This is a genomic window from Streptomyces sp. NPDC048018, from assembly GCF_043202995.1.
Lineage (GTDB): Bacteria > Actinomycetota > Actinomycetes > Streptomycetales > Streptomycetaceae > Streptomyces.
This window is the reverse complement of the sequence record NZ_JBIDBK010000005.1, coordinates 584,790-601,869: the sequence shown is the minus strand read 5'-3', so window position 1 is coordinate 601,869 and position 17,080 is coordinate 584,790. Positions and strand designations below refer to the sequence as shown.

Annotated in this window: 16 protein-coding genes and 1 tRNA gene; 5 read left to right on the top strand and 12 right to left on the bottom strand. The window is 70.9% G+C overall.

Features of this window, described 5'->3' with window-relative positions; translation table 11 throughout:
• Window positions 1-86: 86 nt before the first annotated feature.
• The 6 genes from ACGF1Z_RS22665 to ACGF1Z_RS22640 form a co-directional block, all read right to left on the bottom strand.
• A complete protein-coding gene (locus tag ACGF1Z_RS22665; RefSeq protein ID WP_393006681.1) occupies window positions 87-1,253 on the bottom strand; it encodes a lipid-transfer protein in 1,167 nt (388 codons plus the stop codon).
• Entirely contained in the window at window positions 1,250-1,666 is a 417-nt protein-coding gene (locus tag ACGF1Z_RS22660) for a MaoC/PaaZ C-terminal domain-containing protein (protein ID WP_393006679.1), read from the bottom strand. Before ACGF1Z_RS22660 ends, ACGF1Z_RS22665 begins: the two co-directional genes overlap by 4 nt.
• On the bottom strand, window positions 1,663-2,718 hold the full coding sequence (locus ACGF1Z_RS22655; RefSeq protein WP_393006677.1) for an acyl-CoA dehydrogenase family protein: 1,056 nt from the start codon (window positions 2,716-2,718) through the stop codon (window positions 1,663-1,665). Before ACGF1Z_RS22655 ends, ACGF1Z_RS22660 begins: the two co-directional genes overlap by 4 nt.
• Window position 2,719: 1 nt before the next feature.
• Window positions 2,720-3,898 carry a bifunctional MaoC family dehydratase N-terminal/OB-fold nucleic acid binding domain-containing protein gene (locus tag ACGF1Z_RS22650; RefSeq protein WP_393006675.1) on the bottom strand — a complete coding sequence of 393 codons (1,179 nt, stop codon included), beginning with the start codon at window positions 3,896-3,898 and terminating at the stop codon, window positions 2,720-2,722.
• Entirely contained in the window at window positions 3,895-5,274 is a 1,380-nt protein-coding gene (locus ACGF1Z_RS22645; RefSeq protein ID WP_393006673.1) for an acyl-CoA dehydrogenase family protein, read from the bottom strand. Before ACGF1Z_RS22645 ends, ACGF1Z_RS22650 begins: the two co-directional genes overlap by 4 nt.
• A 486-nt stretch (window positions 5,275-5,760) precedes the next feature.
• Window positions 5,761-6,066, bottom strand: a complete 306-nt coding sequence (locus ACGF1Z_RS22640) for a hypothetical protein (protein WP_393006671.1) — start codon at window positions 6,064-6,066, stop codon at window positions 5,761-5,763.
• Window positions 6,067-6,432: 366 nt separating this feature from the next.
• On the opposite strand from ACGF1Z_RS22640, the gene ACGF1Z_RS22635 reads away from it, so the two are divergent.
• Entirely contained in the window at window positions 6,433-7,338 is a 906-nt protein-coding gene (locus ACGF1Z_RS22635) for a bifunctional DNA primase/polymerase (protein ID WP_393006669.1), read from the top strand.
• Between the two features lie 84 nt (window positions 7,339-7,422).
• On the opposite strand, the gene ACGF1Z_RS22630 is transcribed toward ACGF1Z_RS22635, so the two are convergent.
• The 4 genes from ACGF1Z_RS22630 to ACGF1Z_RS22615 form a co-directional block, all read right to left on the bottom strand.
• A complete protein-coding gene (locus ACGF1Z_RS22630) occupies window positions 7,423-7,788 on the bottom strand; it encodes a hypothetical protein (RefSeq protein WP_393006667.1) in 366 nt (121 codons plus the stop codon).
• A 170-nt stretch (window positions 7,789-7,958) separates the two neighbouring features.
• Window positions 7,959-8,171, bottom strand: a complete 213-nt coding sequence (locus ACGF1Z_RS22625; protein ID WP_393006665.1) for a hypothetical protein — start codon at window positions 8,169-8,171, stop codon at window positions 7,959-7,961.
• A gap of 34 nt (window positions 8,172-8,205) precedes the next feature.
• Window positions 8,206-8,589, bottom strand: a complete 384-nt coding sequence (locus tag ACGF1Z_RS22620; RefSeq protein WP_393006663.1) for a DUF5958 family protein — start codon at window positions 8,587-8,589, stop codon at window positions 8,206-8,208.
• Between the two features lie 206 nt (window positions 8,590-8,795).
• Window positions 8,796-8,883: transfer RNA gene (locus ACGF1Z_RS22615), tRNA-Ser, on the bottom strand.
• A gap of 1,005 nt (window positions 8,884-9,888) precedes the next feature.
• Here ACGF1Z_RS22615 and ACGF1Z_RS22610 point away from each other — a divergent pair.
• Together ACGF1Z_RS22610 and ACGF1Z_RS22605 are read left to right on the top strand one after the other, a co-directional pair.
• On the top strand, window positions 9,889-11,952 hold the full coding sequence (locus ACGF1Z_RS22610) for a hypothetical protein (protein ID WP_393006661.1): 2,064 nt from the start codon (window positions 9,889-9,891) through the stop codon (window positions 11,950-11,952).
• Between the two features lie 151 nt (window positions 11,953-12,103).
• Window positions 12,104-12,496: a hypothetical protein gene (locus ACGF1Z_RS22605; RefSeq protein WP_393006659.1), complete on the top strand. Its 393-nt coding sequence runs from the start codon at window positions 12,104-12,106 to the stop codon at window positions 12,494-12,496.
• 340 nt (window positions 12,497-12,836) lie between these two features.
• Here the strand turns inward: ACGF1Z_RS22605 and ACGF1Z_RS22600 are convergent, their stop codons facing one another.
• Both ACGF1Z_RS22600 and ACGF1Z_RS22595 read right to left on the bottom strand, forming a co-directional pair.
• On the bottom strand, window positions 12,837-13,229 hold the full coding sequence (locus ACGF1Z_RS22600; RefSeq protein WP_393006657.1) for an ankyrin repeat domain-containing protein: 393 nt from the start codon (window positions 13,227-13,229) through the stop codon (window positions 12,837-12,839).
• A 449-nt stretch (window positions 13,230-13,678) separates the two neighbouring features.
• Window positions 13,679-15,259, bottom strand: a complete 1,581-nt coding sequence (locus ACGF1Z_RS22595) for a S1C family serine protease (RefSeq protein WP_393006655.1) — start codon at window positions 15,257-15,259, stop codon at window positions 13,679-13,681.
• Window positions 15,260-15,406: 147 nt separating this feature from the next.
• On the opposite strand from ACGF1Z_RS22595, the gene ACGF1Z_RS22590 reads away from it, so the two are divergent.
• On the top strand, window positions 15,407-16,228 hold the full coding sequence (locus tag ACGF1Z_RS22590) for a glycerophosphodiester phosphodiesterase (protein ID WP_393006653.1): 822 nt from the start codon (window positions 15,407-15,409) through the stop codon (window positions 16,226-16,228).
• A 73-nt stretch (window positions 16,229-16,301) separates the two neighbouring features.
• Window positions 16,302-16,907: an ATP-binding protein gene (locus ACGF1Z_RS22585; protein WP_393006651.1), complete on the top strand. Its 606-nt coding sequence runs from the start codon at window positions 16,302-16,304 to the stop codon at window positions 16,905-16,907.
• Window positions 16,908-17,080: the final 173 nt, after the last annotated feature.

The window sequence follows — 17,080 nt, the reverse complement described above, 5'->3', positions numbered from 1 at the left end:
ACGCGTGGGGGTGGTGTGGTGGGGTCTTCCTCATGGCGTGAGTGAAGGGTGCCCCGACCCCCGCGGCCACCGCTGGGGCCGTCTCCTCAGCCGTCCGCGCCCAGGATCAACCCGGACGTGGGAACCCCGGTGCCCGCCGTGACCAGCGCCCTGGCCGCCCCGGGGACCTGGTTGACCGACGTGCCGCGCAGCTGCCGGACCGCCTCCGCGATCCCGTTCATGCCGTGCAGATACGCCTCGCCCAGCTGACCGCCGTGGGTGTTCAGCGGCAGCGCGTCCGCCGCCACGAAGTCCGCCGCCTCGCCCTTCCCGCAGAAGCCGAACTCCTCCAGCTGCATCAGCACGAAGGGAGTGAAGTGGTCGTAGAGGATGCCGACGTCGATGTCGCCGGGCGCGAGCCCGGAGGTGCGCCAGAGCTGGCGGGCCACGACGCCCATCTCCGGCAGCCCGGTGAGCCCGTCCCGGTAGAAGCTGGTCATCGCCTCCTGGTTGCGTCCCGCGCCTTGTGCGGCGGCCTCGATCACCACGGGCGGGCGGCGCAGGTCGCGGGCCCGCTCGGTGGAGGTGACGACGATCGCCTGGCCGCCGTCGGTCTCCTGGCAGCAGTCGAGCAGCCGCAGCGGCTCGGCGATCCAGCGGGACGCTGCGTGGTCGTCGAGGGTGATCGGCTTGCCGTAGAAGTACGCGGCCGGGTTGGTCGCCGCATGGCGCCGGTCGGTGACGGCCACGTGGCCGAAGGCGTCCGGCGTGAGCCCGTAGGTGTGGAGATAGCGCTGGGCGATCATGGCGACCCACGAGGCCGGCGTGAGCAGCCCGAAGGGCAGCTGCCAGCCGAGCGCCGCCCCCTCGGCGGAGGGCTCGCGCCGCTGCACCCCGGAGCCGAAGCGGCGCCCCGAGCGCTCGTTGAACGCCCGGTAGCAGACGACGACCTCGGCGACGCCGGTGGCGACGGCGAGGGCGGCCTGCTGGACGGTGGCACAGGCGGCGCCGCCTCCGTAGTGGACGCGGGAGAAGAACGACAGCTCGCCCATGCCCGCCGCCTGCGCGACGGTGATCTCGGGGCTGGTGTCCATCGTGAACGTGACCATGCCGTCGACGTCGCCGGGGACGAGCCCGGCGTCGTCGAGCGCCGCGTGCACGGCCTCGACCGCGAGGGTGAGCTCGCTGCGGCCCGAGTCCTTGGAGAACTCGGTGGCGCCTGTCCCGGCGATGGCCGCCCGGCCGCCGAGCGAGTCCCGGGTGCGGACGCTCATCGCTCCTCCTCCGGCGGCAGCGCGACGGTGACCGTACCGGTCACGTGGTGGCCGAGGCCGTTGGCCCCGGTCACCCGCACCCGGACCGTGCCGCCGTCGACCTCCATGACCGTGCCGGTCAACGTCATCGTGTCTCCCGGGTAGTTGGGGGCGCCGAGCCGGATGGCCACCTTGCGGAGCTCCGACCGGGGTCCGAAGCGGTCGGTGACGTAGCGCCCGACCAGGCCGTTGGTGGTGAGGATGTTCATGAAGATGTCCGGGGAGCCCTTCTCCCGGGCCAGCTCGGCGTCGTGGTGCACGTCCTGGTAGTCCCGGGAGGCGACGGCCCCGGCGACGATCAGGGTGCGGGTGATCGGCACGACGAGCGGTGCCAGCCGGTCCCCGGCCCGCACGGGCTGTCCGGTCGCGGTCATGCCGCCTCTCCTTTCGCGAGCAGATCGCCCAGTTCGGCGAGGAGTTCGGTGCCGCAGCCCAGATACGCGTCGAGCTGACGGCCCCAGAGGAAGTGCCGGTGGACGGGGTGGTCCAGGTCCGCACCCGTGCCGCCGTGCAGGTGCTGGCCGGCGTGCACGACCCGCCTGCCCGCCTCGGAGGCCCACCAGGCGGCCGTGAGGGCGTGCTCGGCCGCCGGCAGGCCCTGGTCGTGGCGCCATGCCGCCTCGTACGCCGTGACCCGGATCGACTCCGTGTCCATGTACGCGTCGGCCGCTCTCATCTGCACCGCCTGGTGGGAGGACAGCGGCCGCCCGAACTGCTCCCGCACGGAGGTGTACGCGACCGCACGCGCCAGCGAGCCGGCGCACACCCCCGCTTGCAGCCCGGCGAAGGCGATCCGGGCGGCGGCCAGGATGTCCGCGTAGGCCGCACCCCGCGGGGCGTCCGACGCCCCGAGGCGCTCGCCCGGCGTCCCGTCGAGGACGAGGCGGCCCGCGGACCAGGGCGCCGTGAGCTCGACCCGCTCGACCGGACCGGCGTCCGTCGTGCGCACCAGCCACAGGACCCGGTGCTCGTCCGGCACGAGGACATGGGTGGCCTCCCTCAGCCAGGGCACCCAGGGGACGCTGCCGGTGAGCCGGCCGCCGGCCACCGCCCGTACGGCTCCCCTGCCCTCGGCCGCCGGGAAGGCGCCGGTGACCACCGTCGTACCGTCCCTGAGCCCGGGCAGCAGCCGGGCGCGCTGCTCCTCCGTACCGTGCCGGGCGACGGCGAGCAGCCCGTAGACGCAGCCGGCCGTGAAGGGGACCTGCGCCGTCGTGCGCCCCTGCTCCTCGGCGAGCAGGACGAGCCCGAGGAGTCCGGTCTCCTCGACGGCCCCGGGGAGACCCGCGGCGCACAGCGCCTTCCACAGCTCGGCGTCGACGCCGGTCCCCGCTGCGGCGAGCCGCTCGTGGGTGGCGAGGTCGCCGAAGATCCGGGCGGCGAGCTCCCGGGCCGCCTGCTGCTCCTCGGTGGGGGTGAAGTCCATGTCAGCCCTCCCCTCCGGCGCCCGTCCCGGCGCGGAACACGGGGAGTTCGAGCTCCTCGTCCACCCGGAGGAACTCCAGCCGGACCGGCATCCCGATGCGCACCTTGTCGTACGGCACCCCGACGACGTTGCTGACCATCCGTACGCCCTCGGCGAGTTCGATGAGCCCGACCGCGTAGGGCCCCGCCGTGCCGGCCGCGGGATCGGACACGGTGAAGGCGGGGAAGGGCGGGTGGTGCATCACCACGTACGAGTAGACGCTCCCCGCACCGCTCGCCTCCACGGTGTCCCACGCGCGCGAGCCGCACGCGTTGCACCCGGGCAGCCAGGGGAAGCGGAGGGTCGCGCAGTCGCCGCAGCGCTGGATCAGCAGCCGGTGCCCGGCCACGCCCTCCCAGAATCCGGCGTTGTCGCGGTTGATCACGGGCCGTGGCCGGCGGGGCGCGGCGGCCCGCTCCGGCTTCGGGGCCTCGACCGAGGCCCGCTTCGGGGCCTGTTTCGGGACCTGCTCGGGCGACGGGACCTGCTCGGGGACCTGCTCGGGCGACGGGGCCTGCTTCGTGGGCCTGCCCGCGGGGGCGTATTTGAGGACGCGGAAGCGGTGGGTGCCGGCGAGCTCCCCGCCGGCCCGCACGTCCATGCGGGTGGTGACGAAGTACCCGGTGCCGAGCTTGGTGGTCTTGCGCGGCGAGACGGACTCGATGACGTTGGCGAAGGTGATCTCGTCGCCCGGGCGCAGCGGCCGCAGATACTCCTGCTCGCAGTCGGTCGCGACGATCGAGGTGAATCCGGCCTCGTCGAGGAGCCCCGACAGCTCCTCGTACGCGCCGGAGCGGTCGGGGTGCCCGGACAGGCCGCCCATGGTCCAGGCCTGGAGCATCGTCGGCGGCGCGACGGCCTCCGGTCCCCGGTAGGCCGGATGGGCGTCCCCCATCACCTCGCACCAGTGCCGGATCATGGGCTCGTTGACCGGGTCCTTGCCGACGGCGGCACGGGAGGCGGACCGTCCCTCGTACGTCCGCAGCCGCGCGTACAGCAGGTCACCCGACGAGTCACCGGAGGGGTGACCGGACGGGTCACTGGACGGATGACCGGACGGGTCAGTGAACGGGTGACCGGACGGGGCACTGGACGGGTGTCCGGACGGGTCACCCGTCAGGTCGTTCCGCTCGGGGCTCATCGGCGCCCCCTCCCCTTCATGCCGAGCCGCATCGTCGCGACGATCTCGCGCTGCACCTCGCTCACCCCTCCCCCGAAGGTGTTGATCTGGGCGGCCCGGTTCATCCGCTCGAGCTCGCCGCCGTCGAACGCTCCCGGTGAGCCCGCTCGGACGAACCCGGCCCCGCCCGCGATCTCCTGACACATGCGATAGACCTCGACCGCCGATTCGGTTCCCGCGAACTTCACCCCGCTCGCGTCGCCGGGGGCCGGTCCACCCGCCTCCACGTCCCCCACCAGACGCCAGCTGAGCAGGCGCGTCGCCGCCAGCCGGGCATGCGCCTCGGCAGCCCGGATCCGCACCCATGGCTCGTCGATCCGCCGCTTCCCCGTCACCGGATCGGGGGTGCGCGCGCCGTGGAGCGCCGACGCGTAGAAGTCCTCGGCCTGCATCCCGAGCGCGGCGAGCGCGACCCGCTCGTGGTTGAGCTGATTGGTGATGAGCCCCCAGCCGCCGTTCTCGGGCCCGACGAGATGGCCCGCGGGCACGCGGACGGAGTCGTAGTAGGTGGCCGTGGTCATCAGCCCGCCGACGGTCTGGATGGGCGTCCAGGAGAACCCGGGGGCGTCGGTGGGGACGAGGATGATCGAGATGCCGCGATGGCGGGGGGCGTCGGGGTCGGTCCGGCAGGCGAGCCAGATCCAGTCGGCGTTGTGGGCGTTGGAGGTGAAGATCTTCTGACCGTCGACGAGCCAGTCGCCGAGGCGGTGTGCGCCGTCGGCGGCGGCGTGGTTCGCGGCGTCGGCGGCGGGGTGGTTCGCGGTGTCGGCGGCGGGGTGGTTCGCGGTGTCGGCGTGGTTCGCGGTGTCGGCGTGGGGGGCGTGGGCGGCGGCCGCAACTGGGATCACGCCTCCCGGAGCACTCCCGTCGCGGGCGCCCGCCGGGGGGCCCGCGTGGTGCGGAGAGGTCCCGTCCGTGGTCCGTACGGCCTTCGTACGGAGGGAGGCCAGGTCGGTGCCTGCCTCGGGCTCGCTGTAGCCGATCGCGAAGACGGTCTCGCCGCGGAGGATGCGGGGCAGGAAGTAGGTCTTCTGCGCCTCCGTGCCGTACTTCATCAGCGTCGGACCGACGGTGTTGAGGGTGACCATCGAGACGGGGGCGCCGGCGCGACAGGCCTCGTCGAAGAAGACGAACTGCTCGTCGGGGCCGCGGCCCTGCCCGCCGTACTCCTCGGGCCAGCCGAGCCCCAGCATGCCGTCGTCGCCGATCCGCCGCAGAAGCGTGCGCTGCGCGGCGGTGTCGGTCGGCGGCGGGGGCCCTTCGGGCATCAGGTCGCGGAAGTACGCGCGGAGCTCGGCGCGCAGCCGCAGCTGCCGTTCGGTCGGGGCGAGGTGCACGGCGACGCCTCTCGTCGGGACAGGACTTCCAGGACTGCCATGTAAGGTTTCTGACTGTCCGTCAGATCGATGGGGGCTGTCAAGGTCACCGGACGGGCGAGCGGGCTGACACCCCGCATCCCCGGGCCGGACGCGGGGCGCGGGCAGAGGGCCGGACGCGGACGGAGTGCACGGAGAAAGGGCCGCACAGGGGAGCGGCGCGGGGCGCGGACAGGGGCAGCGGACGGAGGGGGGCGGGCGGAGGGCCGGCCGGCACGGCACCGGCGCGTGACCGGAGAGCGGCCTCCGGCGCGGCAGGCTCGACGAATCCCGGCAGACCCTCGGCGCATGACGGGAACCGGCGGGACCCGGGCGGGCCACGGCAGATCACGGCGGGTCACGGCGAGCCATCGCCCTGCCGCCGGACAGCAGCGCGGCCCGTGCGCCGGTACCGAAGTACCGCCGCACGGGCCGTCGTTCACCCCTCAGACTCCCCCCTCGGGCCGGCTACCACCACGGAAAGAAGTTGACCACCGCGTTGCTCTGGTCGATGTGTGTGAAGGCGGAGCCGTTCACGCTCGCGGTGCTGTTCTGGTTGGAGGCGCCGGAACCGGTCGCGACCTGCTGCGTCGTGGTCGAGTTGCCGTTGTTGTCACCGGCGACACCGCTGCCGATGATCGTGGCGACGCTCGCATTCGATCCGTCGTTCGCGAAACCGCCGTTGTCGGCCTGGGCCACCCCGGCGAAGAGCGCGACGGTGAGGGGCAGGGCGGGGACAGCGGCGAGAACGCGGGCGGTACGGATGCTTGCCATGTCTGTTCCTCCGGGAACCGATGAAGCTCGAAGTTCTGAACTACGCATGAGTCCAAGGCAGTTGGCCGACCGCCTCGGTCGTTGTGCTCGACGTCGCGAGTCCAGAGTTGCCCACCGAATCCCCGGCGAACCACCCCGGAGCGGACGATTCCCCCTCAAGCGTGAGGACCGGTCGATAAACCCCCTCGATCTCGACGGAGCGGCAGCTTGGGGACGCCGCGACCGGCGGGGCGGCGGGCCGGCCGGACGGGGCAGGAGAGGAAGCGTTTCGGCACCTTTTCGGCCAATCCGTCCCTCCGCAGCTCCTTTCCGAAGTCCGGACCCGGCCCCCTTCCCAAGTTCGAACTTGTGTACGAAAATAGGTGCATGGCCGCTTCTGCCCGGCAGACCGCCGCCCTGGCCCTCGCGCACGCCCTGACCGCGGCGGAGCGCGGGCTTCCCGTCATCCCGCTGTCCCGCACCAAGCTCCCCGCCGTGCGCTCGCCGCACCGGGGCGAGCACCGGCCGGTGCCCTGCCGCGGCGAGTGCGGCCGGCCCGGGCACGGCGTCTACGACGCCACGACGGACCCGGCGGACGTACGGGCCCTCTTCGCGGCGGCGCCGTGGGCGACCGGATACGGAATCGCCTGCGGGCGCCCGCCGCACCGATTGATCGGGGTGGACCTGGACGTACGGGAGGGCGACGGCGAGCACGCGGGGACGGACGGGGTGGCCGCGCTGGCGGCGCTCGCGAGGGGACACGGCTTCAGCGTCCCGCCGACGGTCACCGTGCTCACCCCGGGCGGCGGCCGGCACCTCTGGCTGACCGGCCCGCGGGACACCGTGATCCCCAACTCGGCCGGCCGACTGGCCCCCGGCGTCGACATCCGGGGCGCGGGCGGCTACCTGGTCGGTCCGGGCTCGGTCACGCCGCGCGGCACGTACCGCCTGGCGCCCGGCACGGCCGACCTCTCGCCGGCCCCCTGCCCGCAGGCCCTCCTGGCCCTGCTGACCCCAACGCCACCCCCGGAGCCCCGGGACCACCGGGACCGGGACCGCGCTCCGTCCGCCGACGGCCAGGGCCTGGTCCGCTTCGTGGCCGCCTCCCCACGGGGCCAGCGCAACACCCGCCTCTTTTGGGCCGCCTGCCGGGCCTACGAGAACGGCCCCGAAGGCCCGCTCCTCGCGGCCCTCACCGCGGCGGCGCGGGCCACGGGCCTCGAGGAGCAGGAGATCGACGCGACCCTCGCGTCGGCGGCAGCGATCACGACGAGAGCGACCCCGGCGAACTGAACGGGACAGAAGGCCGGTGCACGGGCCGGCTGGCGACGGCACGGGGAGACGAGGGTGAGCGCCCGTGACCGCACCCACCGGGCATCAGCGGGGGATCTTCCGCCCTGCCTCGGTGAGCGTGAGCGTCACGCACCCCAGCCATTCGCCGGACGGCGGGTACTCCCAGCTCTCCGCATCCGACAGGAGAGCGGGAAGGTCCCGCCTCGGGACCGGGGCTCCGGGTTGCAGACCGGCGGCTCCGTCGGGCGCGGTCCAGGGAACGAGCCGGGACACCTCGATCCACCCTCGGTCGACGAGGCTCAGGAGGATGGGGGTGAGATCCGAGGCGGGCCCGGACGCCGCCGGCTCCGCCAGGTCTCCCCGGACACCGGCGAGGATGTCGATCTCGGTCGCGTTGATCATGAACGCGCGCTCGTCGGAGGACAGTTCGTCTGTCGCGGAATAGACCACCCGCAGAGTCTCGCAGCCCGGGACGGCGCTGGACCCGGATCACCCGAGCGTGCCCTTCCCGTGCCCGGAGGAGAGGAGGAGGCCACAGGACGGCGGAGAGGGGGCCTCGCGTGCGAGTGCGCCAGGTCTGCACTGCGCGAGGGGGTGGGTCGCGGCCATACGGCTCGGCATCAGGACGACGCGGCAGCGGTCTCCTCATGGTCACTCGCCGCCACAGGGGGCTCCGCGGCCCGGCCCCGGGTCGTCACGAGGCGGTACAGGAAGCGGACGGTCATGCCGAGCGGGAAGAGGGTGGACAGCCCGAAGAAGACCGAGCAGACCGTGTCACCGGCGTCCGTGTCGTATCGGTGAGGGGCGGTCTTGACCCCAGCAACAACCAGCACCCCCACCCCACGGCGAGTACCTTCGCGTCGCCCCTCACGCCCCTTCCCCCTCCCGCGGCTGAGCTGACAAGTTGTGCCACGCATGACCACAACCGCCGGCGCAGTGCGTCTCCCGTCTGCGGGTATCGGCGATGCTGAAGAGGGCCATGAGCGGACGGAACGACTTCGTGAGTTCATAAGTCGGAAGCCTGTTCATCCCGAAGCGCCACTTCGTGAGCATCACCGCGGGCGTGTGGGTGGGACGAATGCCGGAGCGCGCGATGCTCTCGGGCACATCGGCCTCTCTTGCGCGAGCCTGACCGCAGAACAGCACCAGCATGTGCAGGACCTTGCGCTGCTCATCTTCCGGCAGGCCCTCGAACCAGGCGACCCCCTCGGCCATCGGGGTGAGCCCCTGTGCGAGTTCGTTCAGGATCACCTCGTCTGCGTACAACACAGCGTCCCCCTTCACGTGATCAGGCCGACGGTACTCCCACGATCACCCGCGGGCAGCGCGGTTCTACACGTTCCGCGTGCCCCTTCCGCGCCCGATCGGACAGGGATCGGCGGGGAACACCGGGCGGTCACTGCGACCGGGCAAGCAGACGGCCCCTGACCGTCGATCCTGGTCAGGGGCCGTTCACCTGGCGGTGGGTGTGGGATTTGAACCCACGGTGACTCTCGCCACGACGGTTTTCAAGACCGTTCCCTTAGGCCGCTCGGGCAACCCACCTCGCCCCGCCTCACCTGGTGCGGAGCGGCAACAGCCTACCGGCTGAGCGCCCCGGGCGCGGAAGCCTGACGTCAGGTCCACGACAGGCGGTGGGAGCTGACCACGGGGGCAACCATGAGTCTCCCACCCCTCCGGAGCGGCGGGATCCGGGTGCCTGCTCGCTTGCTCCTCCCGGCGTGAGGAGCAACAGGAGGTGACGCTCAGGGTGCTCTGGCCGGAGACGCTGCCGCGCTACGGAATTTCGGATTCAGTGCGTTTCACCTCAAGAACGCGTACTCGCCGGAGAGTTACGCCTTGGCCCTTCACGCCGCTCCCTCAACGACTGTCCACCTGGCCGGGTCCCTCACCACCGAGGCCGACTTGATCTTCTTCTGGTCCGATGCGGAACGCCTCGTGTGACGCTCGCCACCCCCCTACAGCCGACGGCGGACTTGGTGATCGGCCGGATCCACCCCCCAACTGGCATACGGATTCCCTTATTTGTCGTCCCTCGGATTGCACACACAGGCTCACCGAAAGCTCAGATCTTCATCAAGTCCCCACGCGGCGAAACTCCAAACGGGTGGAAATTCGACCAAAAGCTGCGTGTATACGCGCTGCGATCACTTGACTCCTCCCGCCGGTGATCATCTAATGACGCCATTGCCGCCCCGACCTGGCAGCATTCGAAATTCCGTGGGGGGATTCATGGCCGCGCGCCATCGCGTTTCACGAAGAAATATTTCTGTCTGCATACTCACTGCTATCGCAGCCAGCACCCTGACGGGTCTTCCAGCTGCAACGGGCAGCGCTGTGGCGTCAGCTTCAGAGTGCGCAAGCAGTACGAACACATACCTGCTGGAGTCTTACCCCGGCCCAGGCCTGCCCTTTCCTGCCCCGCCGCGCACGCTGCGCAAGTACATCGCCTGGGATCCCTCCAGCGCGAACGGCGAGAATCCTCTCGTTAATTCGGGAGTGACTGCCACACTTGCGGGGGACAGCCGAATATTCGGCGGCGATTACGGAGTGATCTACGAGATCACCAAGGATGGCGTCCTGAAGTCCTACAAGGACAATTCGGCCACCGGTGGAAGTCTGCTCACGCCGGTCAAGACGTATGGAAGCGGCTGGGGCGCCTACAAGCGAGTATGGGCCAATGGTGGCGCAAGCTCAGGAATCGGCGCCGGCCGCATTTTCGCGCAGTCGGAGGACGGTTCGATCACCATCTTCGTGCAGAGTGAACCGTCCACAGGTAACGGCACGATGACTCCCTACAGCAGCAAGCTCAGCGGTAGCGGTTCCGCAGCATCGGCGATTGCCGTAGCGGACGACGTCTGGGCGATCGGTAGCACGGTCTACACACTCACGTCCGGGGAGGTGAAGTACTGGCCCTACAAGGAATCGGTGGCCGTGAGTGCCAACGGCAAGGTGACCGTTCCGTCATTGGGCGACTTCGGAAGCGTCGTCAACCCCACCAACGTGGTTGCGAGCGGGATCGCTCAGACGAAGCGGATGTGGAGTCCGGGGCCGGGCGTGTTCTACGCCCAGTCCGTCACCGGCGTGGCGAGCTCGGAAGGAACCGTGAGGAGCTACGGGGGCAACCCTGTTGTCGAGACCAACTCCGAGGTGGGAGTGGGGCTCCGGGGGTCCTTCCTCGTCGATCAGGCCGAGTGCTTGAGCCCTTCCCTCGACGAGAAGCCCCGCCTGGGAAACGAGCTCGAACTTCCCCCGATCGCTCCGCCCGCTCAGCCCACGGACGAAGTTCCCTCGGAGCGGCCCGATGAGATCGCCGGCCGATTCACTCTGGGCAACGGGATGCCGGTGGCAGGCCTGACCGTACGCCTCGAACCGAGCGATTCGTCCTTGCTCAACGAGGACGGCTCGCCGACGAAGCTTGCTCCGCTGGGCACAGTGACCACGGCCGCGGACGGCACGTGGTCCTTCAAGCTCCCCGATCAGCTGCCGGCGGATGTGCAGAAGGTGGTGGATGCCAACAGCGGGGCCCTCAACGTCAGCGTCACGACATTCGGCACCACCACCTCCGGCGTCGAAATGGTCGGTGTCGACCAGGTGACCGCCGCGCCCACGCCGTCGCCGGCAGGCCGGGACACGTCGGGCGGCGCGCGGACAGCCCTGGCGACCTCGGCGGCCTCCGAGCCCACGCACACGGTCGCCCTCATTCCTGCCGCCTCTCCTACGTCCGAGATGCCCGAACCCACGGCCGCTCAGCAGCGAGCGACATTCGCCGCGCAGTTCGAGGCGTCGCCCACCGCGGGGGCTGACGACGCTGAGCGGATTCCGCTGTGGCAGAACGACAAGGGCGCTCCCCCGGGCCCCGGCTACAACCCGTACCTGGTGAACGGCAAGGACGTCAGTTCTGAAGCGGTGGCGGACAGCGGGGCCGCGGCACAGAGTGGGGCCCTGGACCCCCGGGCGTCCGGAAGCTGCTACAACGTCACGACCAGGGTTTCGAACGCGATCGCGTACACGACGGTCGGCGAGGCACATGCCTACTACGACGCCAAGGCGTCGTTCGAGTACAAGTCGAAGCTCTCCACGAGTGTCGACGTGGCCGTCTCGACCGGATCGAACTGGAAGATGAGCGGCACCGCCACGCTGGGCAGTTCTGCAAGCAGCAGCGCGGGCTTCGCGAACCAGGGGCCGTACTTCGGCAAGCACTGGCGCGTTCCCATCAACTACGAAAAGCAGAAGATCACATATTACTGCGGAGCTATCCCGCGCAGTGCGTACTACCGGGTCATCGCTACGGGATACCGAGTACCCGCGGGAGGCCGGGTCGGAAGCTACGGAAAGAGTGTTGTCCACCTCGACGGTCCGCTCCGATTCGGTGCCAGCAATCCCGCACGGCGCGCCGAGCTTGTCAAGGGCGGCACGTACTCCTTGAACGTAGGCCGGAGCGTCAAGTGGGGCGGCGCGGTCTCGGTGATGGGCCTTTCCCTCTCGGCTTCCACGCAGTACGACAGGGAACACGAGCAGAAGATTGCGGCAGGGAACAAGAGTGGGCGACACTGGATCTGGGGCGTCAATGCACCGATTGGGCAGCGCGAGGGTACGTTCTACTCTAACTAGAGCAATCCTCCTTGGATTCGCTCTCGTCACCCTCTCGGCGTGCAGTACCACATCCGGAGGTCACCCCTCTCACGAGTCGGCGGGGGTCCTCAAAGGCAACGCCCTGCAAGACCCCGGACCGGGTGGAACCGCAGGGTTCCCGCACGCCAAGGTGGGTCAGGCCTTCTGGGTGGCGCTGCCATTGACGCAGAACACCACGTCGAAGCCCATCGAACTGGTCGGAGTGAAAGTCCTGGATGTACCCGCAGGTCTCGAGGTAACGAGGTACGCGGCGTTCAGCAGTGAAGAGACGGACGGGATCAAGCTACTCTTCCCGGACGGAAGCCAGGAATTTCCGACATGGAAGTTCAAGGACTATTCCAAATCTCCCATCAAGCTTGCTCCGAAGGAGTTCAGCTACTTCTACTACTCTGCGCGAGTCGTAGTCACGGGGGAGGTTGAAGGCGAAGCGAGTCGATGTCGGTACGCTTATCGGCAGGGTGGCGTAAATTACACGCAGGATCTTCCTTGCCGATTCTCCATCACGCTCGAAGGCAGTGAATAGCCTGATGTTCTCGCACGTGCCGGGAGGGTCCCAGGGGTCCCCTGGGACCCTCCCGGCACGTAGGCATCGGGCGTCAGCCGAAGGCGTCTGCCGACAGGCGGGGACCGTCAGCGGACATCCGCGCCCCTCTCGGTGCAGGCGCCCGGCACCGTGCGCTGGGCGATGACCGCCGGCCAGTAGACGGCGTCAAGTGGTCGGGTCCCCGGTCAGGCTGGGGACCCGACCGCTGTCTTTCTGTCCGGCCGGCGGCAGCGGCCGCGGCGGGCGGCGCCGGCGGTTGCTCCGTGTCTGTTGACATCGAACCTGGACCGTTTGTCGGCGAACGTGGACGGCCGGAAATTCAGTCCTCGATACCCGCAGCGTGCAGGGCATCGCCGATGAGCGCGTACTTCTCTGCGGCTTCCGGAAACCGCTTGCCGCCCGCGCGGGCACTGCTCAGCGCCTTCGCTGTTGGTGTCGCCCCTCGGGCAAGCAGATGGTGCACCATCTGCAGCTGCCCACCGGCGGCCGCCCACTCAAGGGAGGTCTTGTCCTTCATCACCCCGTTGATGTCCGCTCCGTGGTGTAGGAGCAGATCCACGATCTGCGGGCGCCCCTGTTCTGTGGTAGTAGCTGCCAGCACCAATGGCACGTATCCCATCCTGCCCTGGGCACCTGTGGGGGCGCCGGCGGCAAGAAGGACCTCCACCACTGCCGTGTGCCCGTGCATCGCGGCCAGGCACAGCGGCGTCAACTCGCCTTACGTACCTGCTGACTGCCGCAGGGCTGCTCCCCCAGCAAGGAGCACACGAACAGTCTCTGCGTGCCCCGCATGCACCGCGAGATCCAGCGCGGAACGTCCGGCCATGCCCAGGGCATCCACCTGGGCACCGGCACCCAGCAACTGTGTCGCTGCAGCCGCGTCTCCGTCCTGTGCAGCTCGCGCCAGCTCATCCGCTACGTCCATACCTTGATCATGCCTGGTCGTCCAACTTCGCTGACAAACGGTCCAGGTTCGATGGCACAGGACACTCCGGCAGGGCGCCGGGGAGCTTCTCGGCGATCGCCGCGCGCCAGGGGCCGTTATGGGGCGCGTTACGGGGGGGGCCGATACGGGGCCGGCCCGCCTCCCTCGGGAGGCGGGCCGGGGCCGGGGCCGATCAGGGGGTGGGGCGCTCCCCGCCGGGGCGGGGAGCGGGCGGGTCAGCTGTCGCCGGTGCGTTCGCCGAGGGTGACCGTGGCCGTGGCCGTCTTGCCGTCGCGCTCGTAGGTGACCTTGACCGCGTCGCCCGGCTTGTGGGTCCAGATCTCGCTGATGAGGGTCGGGCCGCTGTCGATCTGGTGGTCGTCGAAGGCGGTGATCACGTCGCCGGCCTTCAGGCCCGCCTTGGCCGCGGGGCCGTTCGGGGTGACGGACGGCGTGCCGCCGGTGCCCTGCTCCGCGATGGTCGCGCCCTCGCCCTTGTCCTGCATGTTCACCGTGGCGCCGATGACGGGGTAGACCGGCTTGCCCGTCTTGATCAGCTGCTCGGCGACGTTCTTCGCCTGGTTGACCGGGATGGCGAAGCCGAGGCCGATCGAGCCGGCCTGCGTCTGTCCGAAGCCGCTGCCCGTGGACTGGATCGCCGAGTTGATGCCGATCACGGCGCCGCTCGCGTCGAGCAGCGGGCCGCCCGAGTTGCCCGGGTTGATCGACGCGTCCGTCTGCAGCGCGCTCATGTACGAGTTCTTGCCGCTGCCGCCGTCGCCCGACGCCACCGGACGGTTCTTGGCACTGATGATGCCCGTCGTGACCGTGTTGGACAGGCCGAACGGCGCCCCGATCGCGATCGTCGAGTCGCCCACGGCCACCTGGTTCGAGTCGCCGAGCGGGAGCGGCGCCAGGTTCGAGGGGGCGTTCTTCAGCTTCAGGACGGCCACGTCGTAGCCCTCGGCCCGGCCGATGACCTCCGCGTCGTACGTCTTGCCGTTGGAGAACGTCGCGGAGAGCGTGCCGCCGTCCGCCGCCGAGGCCACCACGTGGTTGTTCGTGACGATGTGGCCTTCCTTGTCGTAGACGAAGCCCGTGCCCGTGCCGCCCTCGCCGTCCGTGCCGCCGGACTTCGCCTGGATCGTCACGACGCTGGGCAGCGCCTTCCCGGCCACGGCCGCCACGGTGCCCGGGTCGCGCTTGAACGAGGCCGGGGCGTCGCCGGAGGAGACCGTCGTGGAACTCGTCGCGTTCTCGTCGCGCTGGGACGCGGCCCAGTAGCCGATGCCGCCGCCGACACCGCCGGCGATCAGCGCCGCGGCCAGCACCGCCGCGACCAGGCCGCCCGAGCGCTTGCGCGGGCCCGTGGGGGCCGGCTGCATCGCCGCGGCGCCCCAGGCGGGGGCCACGGGCGGGGCGGGCGGCCAGCCGCCGGCCGCGGAGCCCGCGGGGGACGGGGGCGCGTAGGGGGAGTGCGGCGCGGCCGCAGCACCGGCAGCGACGCCGGCCCCGGCGTGCGCGGGATGCGCGCCCGGGTCCTGGCCCGGCGGCACGGGCGGCGCCCCGGGCCCGTCCGGAGGGGTCACCGGCATGGGCGTCGTCCCCGGGTCCGCCGGCGTCTCCTGGGCCGCCGGCACCGGCTCCTGGGCGGCCGGGACGGGCTCCGTCACCGGCTCCCGAGCCGTCTCGGCCCGCTCCGCCGCCTGCTCGGCCTTCCGCTCCGTCGTGGCGGGCGGAGCGGGAGGAGTCGCGGGAGGGGTGGACGGGGCGCTCCGGTCCGCCGGAACCTCCGCGCCCTCGTTCTCGGTGCTCACAGCTCTCTCCTCGTTCCCTGTCCACAAGAATGCACGGTCGCTGTGCCCAGCTTTTCCCACAGCGCGTCAGGCCACTGTAAGCCGGAGCTGTGCGTCCGCACCCTATTCTTTATATAGGGTCATAACGGACCCCTTTACCATGGCGCGGTGACCCACGCACCGCAGCAACCGGACCCTCTCCCGATCCAGGTGGTCGCCCACCGCGGAGCCTCCGAGGACGCCCCCGAGCACACCCTCGCCGCCTACATGAAGGCCATCGAGGACGGGGCCGACGCCCTGGAGTGCGACGTCCGGCTCACCGCCGACGGACATCTCGTGTGCGTCCACGACCGGCGCGTCAATCGCACCTCCAACGGACGCGGGGCCGTGTCCGCCCTGGAGCTCGCCGATCTCGCGGCCCTCGACTTCGGCACCTGGAAGGGACGCGAGGAGGCCGGCGAGGTGCCGGACTGGGGCGACCCGGAGGCCACTTCGGTCCTCACCCTCGAACGCCTCCTGGGGCTCGTCGCCGACGCCGGGCGCCGGATCGAGCTGGCCATCGAGACCAAGCACCCCACCCGCTGGGCCGGGCAGGTGGAGGAGAAGCTGCTCCAGCTCCTGGACCGGTTCGGGCTCGCCACGCCGGCCGCGCCCGAGGACTCCCCCGTACGCGTCATGAGCTTCTCGCCGCGCTCGCTGCACCGCATCGCCGCGGCCGCGCCGGCCCTGCCGACGGTCTCCCTCTCCCAGTTCGTCAGCCCGCGCCTGCGCGACGGGCGGCTCCCGGCCGGCGCGCGGATCGCCGGTCCGTCGATCCGGATCGTGCGCCACCACCCGGCGGTGATCCTGCGGCTCCAGAAGAACGGCCACCAGGTGCACGTGTGGACCGTGGACGAGGCGGAGGACGTGGAACTCTGCGAGCGGCTCGGGGTGAACGCGATCATCACGAACCGGCCCAAGCAGGTCCTGTCCCAGTTGGGCCGCCTTTAACCGCCTCTGCCCCACCCACAGCGGCGGTGGGGGGTGTGCACCGGCGCGTTCGGGACGTACGCGATCGTCACGAGTGCGTCACCGGAGTCGTACTGGCCGGTTTCCGGTCCAGGCCATTGGGGCATTCACCACGTGGCGTGGGGCAAAGGAGGTCTCGGGGGTGGCGTTGGTGATGGCACAGGAGGTGCCCACGTCGTCGAGCATGGCCGTACCCCATGGCCCTGCGGGCGTGGGCGAGGCGCGACACCGGATGCGGGAGCAGCTCCACCGCAACGGGATGGCCGAAGCGGTCGTCGACGACGCGGTACTGATCCTTTCGGAACTGCTGAGCAACGCCTGCCGGCACGGCAGGCCGCTGGGCCGCGACGCGGACGTCGGCGACGGCGACGTACGGGCGGCCTGGAGGATCGACAGGGCCGGCGGTCTGACGGTCGAGGTGACGGACGGCGGCGGCCCCACCAGGCCTGTTCCCGCCACACCGTCGGTGACCGCGCACGGCGGCCGCGGGCTGAACATCATCAGCGCGCTCGCCCAGGACTGGGGCGTACGGGACAGTGCGACGGGCGAGGTCACGGTGTGGGTGGTCGTCACCGAGGGCCATCGCCGCGAGGACTTCGCGGCCCGGGTCGGCGGCGGCTCCGGCCTCGACTTCCTCGACGCGTACGACGACCTGGAATGACGGGTACGACGACGTGGAATGACGCACGGCGGCGGTCACGGCCCGGGGCGTGAGGCGGGGCGCCCCCGGCCCGGGGCGCACCGGCGTACCCGGAGACGCCCCCCGCCCCGGCCTCCCGGCACGCGGATCGCGCTCCGGCTAGGCTCGCGCCGACACAGCACCGCCGCGATCGG

What these genes read in the sequence shown, in the direction of transcription:
- ACGF1Z_RS22650 (WP_393006675.1), bottom strand. Translation starts at nt 3,898, where the DNA reads ATGAGCCCCGAGCGGAACGACCTGACGGGTGACCCGTCCGGACACCCG.
- ACGF1Z_RS22640 (WP_393006671.1), bottom strand. Translation starts at nt 6,066, where the DNA reads ATGGCAAGCATCCGTACCGCCCGCGTTCTCGCCGCTGTCCCCGCCCTG.
- ACGF1Z_RS22660 (WP_393006679.1), bottom strand. Translation starts at nt 1,666, where the DNA reads ATGACCGCGACCGGACAGCCCGTGCGGGCCGGGGACCGGCTGGCACCG.
- ACGF1Z_RS22655 (WP_393006677.1), bottom strand. Translation starts at nt 2,718, where the DNA reads ATGGACTTCACCCCCACCGAGGAGCAGCAGGCGGCCCGGGAGCTCGCC.
- ACGF1Z_RS22635 (WP_393006669.1), top strand. Translation starts at nt 6,433, where the DNA reads ATGGCCGCTTCTGCCCGGCAGACCGCCGCCCTGGCCCTCGCGCACGCC.
- ACGF1Z_RS22665 (WP_393006681.1), bottom strand. Translation starts at nt 1,253, where the DNA reads ATGAGCGTCCGCACCCGGGACTCGCTCGGCGGCCGGGCGGCCATCGCC.